We start from the raw sequence: 12,168 nt of genomic DNA on the forward strand, positions 1-12,168 counted from the left end.
GAGTTAAGTGGCAAAATCAATTATTCGCCTTTATTTTTTTTGATAATTTCTTCAGCGATGCTCTTCGGCACTTCTTCGTAGTGATCCATGAACATTGTGAACGTACCGCGTCCTTGCGTGTTAGAACGAAGGGCAGTAGCGTAACCGAACATTTCAGCAAGAGGTACCATCGCACGCACAACTTGAGCGTTACCGCGAGCTTCCATACCTTCTACGCGTCCGCGACGAGAAGTAACATCACCCATGATGTCTCCCATGTATTCTTCAGGAATAACAACTTCAACTTTCATGATTGGTTCAAGAAGAACTGGGTTACATTTGCTGACTGCATTTTTCAATGCCATAGAAGCAGCGACTTTAAACGCCATTTCGTTTGAGTCAACATCATGGTAAGATCCATCAAAAAGTTTCGCCTTGATGTCGATTAGCGGGAATCCGGCTAGGACACCATTTTCAAGAGAGTCTTCAAGACCTGCTTGTACGGCTGGGATGTATTCACGAGGAACAACACCACCGACGATTGCGTTTTCGAATTCAAAGCCAGCGCCTTCTTCGTTCGGTTCAAATTCGATCCAAACGTGACCGAACTGACCGCGTCCGCCTGATTGACGTACGAATTTACCTTCAACTTTTGCACCGGTACGGAATGTCTCACGGTACGCAACTTGAGGAGCACCAACGTTAGCTTCAACTTTGAACTCACGCTTCATACGATCAACAATGATATCAAGGTGAAGCTCACCCATACCAGAGATGATTGTTTGACCCGTTTCAGGGTTTGTTTGTGTACGGAATGTAGGATCTTCTTCAGCAAGTTTCGCTAAAGCGATACCCATTTTATCTTGGTCAGCTTTTGATTTAGGCTCAATCGCTACGTCGATAACAGGCTCTGGGAATTCCATTGATTCAAGGATTACAAGATCCTTTTCATCACATAGAGTATCTCCAGTAGAAGTATCTTTTAGACCTACAGCAGCTGCGATGTCTCCAGCGTAAACAGTAGAGATCTCTTCACGGCTGTTAGCGTGCATTTGAAGGATACGTCCTACGCGCTCACGCTTGCCTTTTGTAGAGTTCTTTACATATGAACCGGAATCAAGTGTACCGGAATATACGCGGAAGAATGTCAGCTTACCGACATAAGGGTCAGTCATAACTTTAAATGCAAGTGCAGAGAACGGCTCTTCATCAGAAGAATGACGAACGATCTCTTCATCTGTGTCAGGACGTACACCTTTGATTGCAGCAACATCAGTTGGCGCAGGAAGGTAGTCAAGAACAGCATCAAGTACAAGCTGAACACCTTTGTTTTTGAAAGCAGAACCAACAAGTACAGGGTAGAATTCAACATTCAGTGTACCTTTACGGATAGCAGCTTTCAGTTCAGGGATAGTGATTTCTTCACCTTCAAGGTACTTTTCCATAAGCTCTTCATCAAGCTCAGCTACAGCTTCAATCAGGCTGCTGCGAAGCTCTTCAGCTTGCTCTTTGTACTCTTCAGGGATTTCTTTCGCATCTGAACGAGTTCCAAGGTCATCTTCGTAGAAATACGCAACGTTTTCTACTAAGTCGATGATACCTTCGAAGTTGTCTTCAGCGCCGATCGGCAATTGAATTGCGTGAGCGTTAGCTTGAAGACGGTCTCTTAAAGTGCCTACAGAGTAAAGGAAGTCTGCGCCGATTTTGTCCATTTTGTTGACAAATACAACGCGGGGTACTCCGTAAGTTGTTGCTTGGCGCCATACTGTTTCTGTCTGAGGCTCAACACCTGATTGAGCATCAAGTACGGCAACCGCACCATCAAGTACACGGAGTGAACGTTCAACTTCAACTGTGAAGTCTACGTGTCCCGGTGTATCGATGATGTTTACACGGTAACCTTTCCACTGTGCAGTCGTTGCTGCAGAAGTGATTGTGATACCGCGTTCTTGTTCCTGCTCCATCCAGTCCATTTGCGAAGCACCTTCGTGAGTTTCGCCAATTTTATGGATACGGCCTGTGTAGAACAAGATCCGTTCTGTAGTAGTCGTTTTACCGGCATCGATGTGAGCCATGATCCCGATATTACGAGTTTTTTCTAAGGAGAACTCTCTTGCCATTGGGTAATTTCTCCTTCCTTATTAGGGAATTATTATTTTGATTATATAAATCCTACCAGCGGTAGTGAGCAAATGCTTTGTTCGCTTCTGCCATCTTGTGAGTGTCTTCACGTTTCTTAACGGCAGCACCAGTGTTGTTAGCTGCATCAAGAATTTCGTTAGCCAGGCGCTCTTCCATTGTTTTTTCTCCGCGAAGACGCGCATAGTTAACCAACCAGCGAAGACCAAGAGTTGTACGGCGTTCAGGACGAACTTCTACAGGCACTTGGTAGTTAGCTCCACCTACACGGCGTGCTTTTACTTCAAGTACAGGCATGATGTTTTTCAATGCTTGTTCGAAAACCTCCATTGCATCATTGCCAGTGCGTTCTTTAATGATATCGAATGACTTGTATAGGATTGTTTGAGATTTACCTTTTTTACCGTCGATCATCATTTTGTTGATCAGGCGGGATACCAGCTTAGAGTTGTAAAGCGGATCAGGTAAAACATCTCTTTTTGCTACAGGACCTTTACGTGGCATCTGAATATCCTCCCTTCATAGTTTTAATGATTTATTATTATTACTTTGCTTTAGGACGTTTCGTACCGTATTTAGAACGGCCTTGCGCACGGTTTTCAACTCCGGCAGTATCAAGCGCGCCACGAACGATGTGGTAGCGTACCCCCGGTAAGTCTTTTACACGTCCGCCGCGGATCAGTACAACGCTGTGCTCTTGCAGGTTGTGACCGATACCAGGAATGTAGGCAGTAACCTCGATTCCGTTAGTCAAACGAACACGAGCATATTTACGAAGTGCTGAGTTCGGTTTTTTCGGTGTCATTGTACCCACACGAGTACATACCCCGCGTTTTTGTGGAGAAGATACGTTAGTGTGCTCTTTTTTAAAGCTGTTGTATCCTTTGTTTAGTGCAGGTGACTTAGAGTTTTCAACTTTGCTCACGCGTCCCTTGCGAATTAGCTGATTAATTGTAGGCATGTTGTGTTCCTCCCTTCATTACGTTTTATAACCCACATACCCAGGTGGTTCATCATTAGGCAAAAAACAATGTCTTTACACAAGATTGATATCTTATATAAAAACAAAAAGTACGCTATAACATAATGGCAACAGCTGCTGCTCCCACTTCAATTCCGCAGGCTTTGCCGAGCTTTTTCATGGAATCCACCATACAGACAGCGGTATTTTGGTTCTTTGCAAGCTGGATAACGCCAGCCGTAAGAACTGAATCCGCGTCTTTTGCCACGACGACTTCCTTCACTGAACCTCGTTTTAGAGCTTTCACTGTTTGCTTCGTACCAATAATAATTGATTTGGCCTGTGATACTTTATCATAAGACATAAACATATCCTCCAAAGTAACAGGTTTTATTTCGAGCACCTTGGTTATATTATCACTCTGCGGGACGGATGTCAACAACGTATGACATTTTTTAGTGCAGTCCCCCGCCAGAATAATTGTAATACTGAGGAAAAGCTGTCGAAACAGCCTTTCCTGCAGCAGTTTCTATTATTCAGCCGGAACCATATCTTCCGAAGGCTGAACGTTTGAAACAGGTTTTACTTTTCTGTAATTCATCATACCGGTACCGGCCGGAACCAGTTTACCGATGATAACATTTTCTTTCAGGCCGAGAAGCTCATCGCGCTTGCCTTTAATCGCTGCATCCGTAAGAACGCGTGTTGTTTCTTGGAATGATGCGGCAGACAAGAATGAATCTGTCTCGAGTGAAGCTTTTGTGATACCGAGAAGGACAGGACGCCCTGTAGCAGGCCGGTTGCCTTCAAGCAGCACTTTTTTGTTCGCTTCTGTGAATTGGTGAATATCAAGCAATGTGCCAGGAAGAACATCAGTATCTCCGGCATCGATTACACGGACTTTGCGAAGCATCTGGCGAACCATTACTTCTACGTGTTTATCGCCGATTTCAACCCCCTGCATACGGTAAACCTTCTGAACCTCATGCAGAAGATATTCCTGAACCGTTGTCAGGTCAGTGACTTTAAGAAGTTCTTTCGGATCGATTGAACCTTCTGTCAGCACTTGACCGCGGGTAATCTGATCACCCTCAGCCACTTTCAGGCGCGAGTTGTAAGGTGCCGTGTATGAACGGGTCTCAACAGCGCCTTGAACAACAATCTCCTGCTGTTTGTCGCGGACTTCATTGATTTCGGCAATTGTACCGTCAATCTCAGAAATCGTCGCTTGACCTTTAGGATTACGCGCTTCGAAAAGCTCTTGGATACGCGGAAGACCTTGTGTGATATCGTCTCCGGCAACCCCGCCTGTGTGGAACGTACGCATCGTTAACTGTGTTCCAGGCTCACCGATAGATTGAGCGGCGATAATACCTACTGCTTCGCCGACTTCAACATCAGTTCCGGTTGCAAGGTTTCGTCCGTAGCATCGTTTACATACACCATGAGGAGTGTTACATGTGAACGCAGAACGGATCCACACTTCTTCGATTCCGGCTTCAACGATTTCCAGCGCTTTATCTTCATCGATCAATTCGTTTTCGTTAATGAGCACAGCACCCGTTTCAGGATGTTTGATCTGTTTTCTGGCGAAACGTCCGATCAGACGCTCTTCCAGACGCTCGATGATTTCCGTACCTTCTTTAAGCGGTTTTGCAAGAATACCGCGGTCAGTTCCGCAATCTGTTTCACGAATGATAACATCCTGCGCAACATCAACAAGACGGCGTGTAAGGTAACCTGAGTCAGCTGTTTTCAGGGCGGTATCGGCAAGACCTTTACGCGCACCGTGAGTGGAGATAAAGTACTCCAATACCGTCAGACCTTCACGGAAACTTGATTTAATTGGCAATTCAATGATTCGTCCAGCCGGGTTGGCCATCAGACCGCGCATACCCGCAAGCTGCGTAAAGTTAGATGCGTTACCACGGGCTCCTGAGTCACTCATCATGTAGATCGGGTTGACTTCGTCTAATGATTTCATCAGTTTGCCTTGGATAACATCTTTCGCTGAACTCCAAATTGAAATGACTCTTTCATAACGTTCTTCTTCGGTGATTAAACCGCGTCTGAACTGTTTCAGAACATTATCCACTTTGCTTTGTGCTTCTTCAAGGATTTCCTGTTTATCATCGAGAACGACGATATCAGAAACCCCTACTGTGATGCCGGCTTTCGTTGAATATCTGAAACCGAGGTTTTTCATGCGGTCAAGCATTTTAGACGTTTCCGTGATATGGAATCGTTTAAAGATTTCCGCGATGATTTTACCCAAAATGCCTTTTTTAAACGGTGCGTTGATCGGCTGCTCAGCAATCACAGCTTTTACGTCAGCACCTTTATCTAAGAAGAAACGGTCAGGTGTCTTCTCTTCAATGTTGCTCTTCGTTGGTTCATTCATGTAAGGGAATGATTCCGGAAGAATTTCATTGAAGACGAGCTTACCGACAGTTGTAATTAACAATTTTGAACGCTGTTCTTCAGTAAATGTCACATTCTTAAGGGAGTTCGCTGCAACAGCTACTCTCGTATGAAGGTGAACATAACCGTTTTGATAAGCAAGAAGCGCTTCGTCCGTATTTTTGAAAACCATACCCTCGCCGACTGCTCCGGCGCGCTCAAGCGTCAGGTAGTAGTTTCCTAATACCATATCCTGAGACGGCGTAACAACCGGTTTACCATCTTTAGGGTTCAAGATGTTTTGGGCCGCAAGCATCAGAATGCGCGCCTCAGCTTGAGCCTCAGCTGATAAAGGTACGTGAACCGCCATTTGGTCACCGTCAAAGTCAGCGTTATAAGCTGTACATACTAACGGGTGAAGACGGATGGCGCGTCCTTCAACAAGCGTCGGTTCGAAAGCCTGGATACCTAATCTGTGAAGAGTAGGGGCACGGTTCAGTAAGACCGGATGCTCCTTAATGACAGATTCAAGTACATCCCATACTTCAGGCTGCACGCGTTCGATTTTGCGTTTTGCGCTCTTGATGTTGTGAGCAAGGCCTTTTTCAACAAGCTCTTTCATGACGAAAGGCTTGAAGAGCTCAAGCGCCATTTCCTTCGGCAAACCGCACTGATACATTTTCAGGTGCGGGCCTACGACGATAACGGAACGGCCTGAGTAGTCTACACGTTTACCGAGAAGGTTCTGACGGAAACGCCCTTGTTTCCCTTTCAGCATATGAGAAAGAGATTTAAGCGGACGGTTACCCGGTCCGGTAACCGGACGGCCGCGGCGTCCGTTGTCAATCAGAGCGTCGACTGCTTCCTGAAGCATACGTTTTTCGTTCTGAACGATGATGCTTGGCGCGCCGAGGTCTAACAGACGTTTTAAACGGTTATTACGGTTGATGACACGACGGTAAAGGTCGTTCAGGTCAGACGTTGCGAAACGTCCGCCGTCAAGCTGAACCATCGGTCTTAATTCAGGCGGAATAACCGGAAGCACGTCGAGGATCATCCAAGACGGCTTGTTTCCTGAATTACGGAAGGCTTCAAGCACTTCAAGGCGTTTGATCGCACGTGTACGGCGCTGTCCTTGAGAAGTCTTCAGCTCTTCTTTTAACATATCAACTTCTTTGACAAGGTCGATGTCCTGCAGAAGTTTATTAATGGCTTCCGCACCCATAGAGGCTTGGAATTTGTTTCCGTACTTATCCAGATACGCACGGTATTCCTTTTCAGATAAAAGCTGTTTCTTTTCGAGCGGTGTATTGGCCGGGTCAGTTACGACGTAAGAAGCAAAGTAAATAACTTCTTCCAGCGCACGCGGTGACATATCCAATACAAGACCCATACGGCTCGGAATACCTTTGAAATACCAAATGTGAGAAACCGGGGCAGCCAGTTCAATATGCCCCATTCTCTCACGACGGACTTTAGCCCGCGTTACTTCAACTCCGCAACGGTCACAAACTACGCCTTTATAACGAACCCGCTTGTACTTGCCGCAATGACATTCCCAGTCCTTAGTCGGTCCGAAAATGCGTTCGCAGAACAGGCCGTCCTTTTCAGGTTTCAACGTACGATAGTTTATCGTTTCAGGCTTTTTCACTTCACCAAAAGACCATGAACGGATTTTATCCGGTGAAGCAAGACCGATGTTCATATACTCAAAATTGTTCACATCTAGCAAGGGGCCTACCTCCCTTTTTATCTTCGGATTAACCGATGTCACTTGCCTTTATCAATCAGAGACTATTCTTTCGTTACTGCGTCACGTTCAACGTCTGGAGATGCTGTTTCTTCCGGCGCTTCATCACCTGATAATGCAAGGCCGTCAGCCTGTTTCGCATCTTCCTCGTCTTCTAGATCTCTCATTTCTATTTCTTCTTCATCGCCTGAGAGGATTTTTACGTCCATACCTAAGCTTTGAAGCTCTTTGATCAATACTTTGAATGATTCCGGAACACCAGGCTCTGGAACATTGTCGCCTTTGACGATGGCTTCATATGTTTTCACACGTCCGACCACGTCATCGGACTTCACAGTCAGGATTTCTTGAAGCGTGTAAGCTGCGCCGTAAGCTTCAAGCGCCCATACCTCCATCTCACCGAAACGCTGTCCGCCGAATTGGGCTTTACCGCCGAGAGGCTGCTGCGTAACAAGTGAGTAAGGACCTGTAGAACGGGCATGAAGTTTATCATCAACCATGTGCGCCAGTTTGATCATGTACATGATTCCGACTGATACACGGTTGTCGAACGGTTCTCCCGTACGGCCGTCATAAAGAACTGTTTTAGCGTCTCTTGACATGCCTGCTTCTTCAAGTGTTTCCCACACATCTTCTTCACGCGCGCCGTCAAATACAGGTGACGCGATGTGAATGCCGAGGTAGCGGGCAGCCATACCCATGTGAAGTTCTAATACCTGACCGATATTCATACGTGATGGTACACCCAGCGGGTTAAGCATGATATCGATCGGCGTGCCGTCAGGAAGGTAAGGCATATCTTCTTCAGGAAGAATCTTCGAGATAACCCCTTTGTTTCCGTGACGTCCGGCCATTTTATCACCTTCAGAAATCTTACGTTTCTGAACGATATATACGCGTACAAGCTGGTTCACTCCCGGAGGAAGTTCGTCGCCGTCTTCACGGTTGAAGACTTTTACGTCGTGGATAATTCCGCCGCCGCCGTGAGGCACACGGAGAGAAGTATCACGGACTTCACGCGCTTTTTCTCCAAAGATCGCATGAAGAAGGCGTTCTTCAGCCGTAAGCTCAGTTACACCTTTAGGCGTTACTTTACCTACGAGAAGGTCTCCGTCGTTGACTTCCGCACCGATACGGATAATTCCGCGGTCATCAAGGTTGCGAAGCGCGTCTTCCCCTACGTTTGGAATATCGCGGGTGATCTCTTCCGGCCCAAGCTTTGTATCACGTGCTTCTGATTCATATTCTTCAATGTGAATAGATGTGTATACATCATCTTTCACAAGGCGTTCACTCATGATGATGGCATCCTCATAGTTGTAACCGTCCCATGTCATGAAGCCGACCATTACGTTGCGGCCGAGAGCAAGTTCACCAAGCTCCATTGAAGGTCCGTCAGCAAGGATTTCTCCTTTGACTACTTCATCGCCGACACTTACAATCGGACGCTGGTTGTAGCACGTACCTTGGTTGGAGCGGACGAATTTCAGCAAGCTGTACTTATCCAGGTTGCCTTTTACTTTTTGACCGTCAATTTCTTCATAGCGGCGCACCCATACGTTTTTCGCTTCCACCCGTTCTACGATACCAGGGTGTTTACAAATAACGGCTGCACCGGAGTCTTTACCGGATACGTATTCCATACCCGTTCCGACGATCGGCGCTTCCGGCTGCATCAAAGGCACAGCCTGACGCTGCATGTTCGCTCCCATGAGGGCGCGGTTCGAGTCATCGTTTTCCAAGAACGGAATACATGCTGTCGCAGCAGAAACAACCTGTTTAGGAGATACGTCCATGTAATCCACGCGGTTGCGGGCTACAACGGTGTTTTCCCCTCTGAAACGCGCTACGATGCTGTCATCCAAGAAAGAGCCGTCATCGCTCAGCTTAGCATTCGCTTGGGCTACGACATAGTTATCCTCTTCATCAGCAGTCAGGTAGTCGATTCTAGGCGTTACTTTTCCTGTTTCAGGATCAACGCGGCGGTATGGCGTCTCAATGAAACCAAAGCGGTTTACTTTCGCAAATGATGACAATGAGTTGATCAAACCGATGTTAGGGCCCTCAGGCGTTTCAATCGGACACATACGGCCGTAGTGAGAGTAGTGAACGTCACGTACTTCCATCCCTGCGCGCTCACGTGTCAAACCTCCCGGTCCGAGAGCTGACAGACGGCGTTTGTGCGTCAATTCAGCAAGCGGGTTCGTCTGATCCATGAATTGAGAAAGCTGTGAGCTTCCGAAGAACTCTTTAATAGACGCAATAACAGGTCTGATGTTAATCAGCTGCTGCGGCGTAATTGTATTCGTGTCTTGAATAGACATTCTTTCACGTACGACACGTTCCATCCGGCTTAAACCGATACGGAATTGGTTTTGCAGGAGCTCACCTACAGAACGCAGACGGCGGTTTCCGAGATGGTCGATATCATCAGTGTCGCCCACTCCGTGCAGGAGGTTGAAGAAGTAGCTGATAGAAGAAATAATATCAGCAGGCGTAATGTTTTTAATCGCCTCTTCGATGTAAGCATTGCCGATCACATTGATCGTCTGCTCTCCTTCTGCATCAGTAGGAGCATAGATTTTAATGGATTGAAGCATCACTTCATCCTCGACAACGCCGCCGTTAGGATAAAGTTTTCTGAAGCCGATTCCATTTTCTAAGTATGGCAATACTTTATCAAGTGTTCTTCTGTCAAGAATCTGCCCTTTTTCAGCGAGAATTTCACCGGTTTCCGGATCCACCAGTGTTTCTGCAAGGCGCTGGTTAAACAGGCGGTTCTTGATATGAAGCTTTTTATTAATTTTATAGCGTCCTACATTCGCAAGGTCGTATCGCTTCGGATCGAAGAAACGGGAATCCAGCAAGCTTTTTGCGTTTTCTACTGTAGGCGGCTCTCCGGGACGAAGGCGCTCATAGATTTCAAGAAGCGCTTTGTCACTGTTTTCGGTGTTGTCCTTATCCAGTGTATTGCGGAGATATTCGTTCTCACCAATGAGATCGAGAATCTCTTGGTCGGAACCGAAGCCGAGAGCACGCAAAAGAACCGTAACCGGCAACTTACGTGTGCGATCAATGCGGACATACACAACATCTTTCGCATCAGTTTCGTATTCTAACCATGCGCCACGGTTTGGAATGACAGTCGCGGTAAAACCTTTTTTACCGTTTTTGTCTACTTTACCACTGAAATATACACTTGGAGACCGAACAAGCTGAGATACGATAACACGTTCTGCACCGTTGATGATAAAAGTACCGGTATCTGTCATAATAGGGAAATCACCCATGAAGACATCCTGGTCTTTTACCTCTCCAGTTTCTTTGTTAATTAAACGAACCTTCACTCTTAGCGGAGCTGAGTAAGTCACATCACGTTCTTTTGACTCTTCAACGGGATACTTAGGATCTCCTAAACTGTAGTCAATGAACTCTAGAGAGAGGTTACCAGTGAAATCCTCAATTGGTGATATGTCTTGAAACATCTCTCTAAGACCCTCATCAAGAAACCACTGATAAGAAGAGGTTTGAATTTCAATGAGATTTGGTAATTCTAACACTTCGCTAATGCGAGCATAGCTTCTGCGCTGGCGGTGTCGTCCATACTGAACTAGTTGACCTGTCAACTGATTCACCCCTCAAATCATGCGTATTATATGTGTAATAAGCATCTCTTACGATAAAGAAATACTTTTACAAGACAAAAGAAAAAAGGGTTTCTAATTAAGAAAACCACATCCAAAAACAAATACCGATTTTATTAGCATTTCCATGTTTGTATAATTTATACATGCACTATGATTATTTGAGCATATCATGCAAAATATATACATTGGCATTTTACAATATTAACATAGCTGAAAATTCAAGTCAAACTTTTTTTGCTTTTATGATATAATAGCCTTTCTTTTTTTGAACCACAGAAACTTCGTCAAAAAGCTCCTTCAGTTTTTCAATGGCAGAAGGCCCGCCCTGTTTTTTCTGTATAACGATCCACAATTCACCTGAAGCCCTTAAATGCTCAGCGCTTTTTTCAAAAATGGCATGGACAACTTTTTTTCCGGCGCGGATTGGGGGGTTTGTAATAATAGAAGCAAATGTTTGAGCAGAATCAATATTTGAAAATAAATCACTCTGATAAATCCGAACGTTTTTTATTCCGTTTTTTTCTGCATTTTCATTTGACAGCTCTACGGCTCTTTCATTCACGTCAATCATGTGCACGGTCCGGTCTGTAAATACACCGGCGAGCGACAGACCGATCGGGCCGTAACCGCAGCCTGCATCCAGGAAGTCACCATCGATCTCCGGCTCTTCAAACGCTTCAATTAAGACACGCGAACCGAAATCAACTTCCTTTTTCGAGAAAACGCCGCTGTCACTTGTGAATGTATAAGATCTGTTCCGCAGTGTAAATGACCATGTCTGTTTATCGCTTTTAACTGAAGGTTTTTCTGAATAATAGTGTTCACTCATTATTAGAACCTCCTTTTTTAATTGCACTTAAAGAAAAGCAAAGAAAAAGCCCGCCTCATAAAAGCGAGCTTCCCCTACAGGCAAGTGAAGATTACTTAACTTCTACAGAAGCGCCAACTTCTTCAAGTTTAGCTTTAAGCTCTTCAGCTTCTTCTTTCGCAATACCTTCTTTAAGTGGTTTTGGAGTGTTGTCAACAAGTTCTTTAGCTTCTTTCAAGCCAAGACCAGTGATTTCACGAACAACTTTGATAACTTTGATTTTCTGAGAACCTGCACCAGCAAGGATAAGGTCGAATTCGCTTTGCTCTTCAGCAGCGCCGCCAGCAGCAGCTCCGCCAGCTACAGCTACAGGAGCAGCAGCAGTTACGCCAAATTCTTCTTCGATTGCTTTTACTAGGTCGTTCAATTCAAGTACAGTTGCTTCTTTAACGGAAGCAATGATTTCTTCGATATTTAAAGCCAT

At 45.5% G+C, this 12,168-nt stretch carries 8 protein-coding genes; all 8 read right to left on the minus strand.

What is annotated here, in order from left to right; all coding sequences use genetic code 11:
• Nucleotides 1–20: 20 nt before the first annotated feature.
• The 8 genes from fusA to rplL all read right to left on the minus strand — a co-directional run bounded on the left by fusA (nt 21) and on the right by rplL (nt 12,168).
• On the minus strand, nt 21–2,099 hold the full coding sequence (fusA, locus tag G9F48_RS18560; RefSeq protein WP_007410399.1) for an elongation factor G: 2,079 nt from the start codon (nt 2,097–2,099) through the stop codon (nt 21–23).
• A gap of 52 nt (nt 2,100–2,151) precedes the next feature.
• Complete coding sequence (gene rpsG / locus G9F48_RS18565) at nt 2,152–2,622, minus strand: 30S ribosomal protein S7 (protein WP_003156447.1); 471 nt, start codon at nt 2,620–2,622, stop codon at nt 2,152–2,154.
• Between the two features lie 40 nt (nt 2,623–2,662).
• Nucleotides 2,663–3,079 (minus strand): 30S ribosomal protein S12, encoded by a 417-nt coding sequence (rpsL, locus tag G9F48_RS18570; protein WP_003156445.1) that lies wholly within the window; start codon nt 3,077–3,079, stop codon nt 2,663–2,665.
• A 115-nt stretch (nt 3,080–3,194) separates the two neighbouring features.
• Nucleotides 3,195–3,443, minus strand: a complete 249-nt coding sequence (locus G9F48_RS18575) for a 50S ribosomal protein L7ae-like protein (RefSeq protein WP_003156443.1) — start codon at nt 3,441–3,443, stop codon at nt 3,195–3,197.
• A gap of 168 nt (nt 3,444–3,611) precedes the next feature.
• The gene (gene rpoC, locus G9F48_RS18580; protein WP_007410398.1) at nt 3,612–7,211 is read right to left on the minus strand and encodes a DNA-directed RNA polymerase subunit beta'; all 3,600 of its coding nucleotides are present in this window, start codon (nt 7,209–7,211) and stop codon (nt 3,612–3,614) included.
• A gap of 62 nt (nt 7,212–7,273) precedes the next feature.
• The gene (rpoB, locus tag G9F48_RS18585; RefSeq protein ID WP_003156440.1) at nt 7,274–10,855 is read right to left on the minus strand and encodes a DNA-directed RNA polymerase subunit beta; all 3,582 of its coding nucleotides are present in this window, start codon (nt 10,853–10,855) and stop codon (nt 7,274–7,276) included.
• 244 nt (nt 10,856–11,099) lie between these two features.
• Nucleotides 11,100–11,705, minus strand: a complete 606-nt coding sequence (locus G9F48_RS18590; protein ID WP_165409943.1) for a class I SAM-dependent methyltransferase — start codon at nt 11,703–11,705, stop codon at nt 11,100–11,102.
• A gap of 91 nt (nt 11,706–11,796) precedes the next feature.
• Nucleotides 11,797–12,168 carry a 50S ribosomal protein L7/L12 gene (rplL, locus tag G9F48_RS18595; protein WP_003156436.1) on the minus strand — a complete coding sequence of 124 codons (372 nt, stop codon included), beginning with the start codon at nt 12,166–12,168 and terminating at the stop codon, nt 11,797–11,799.

This window comes from Bacillus sp. EKM420B (assembly GCF_011065565.1).
GTDB lineage: Bacteria > Bacillota > Bacilli > Bacillales > Bacillaceae > Bacillus > Bacillus velezensis.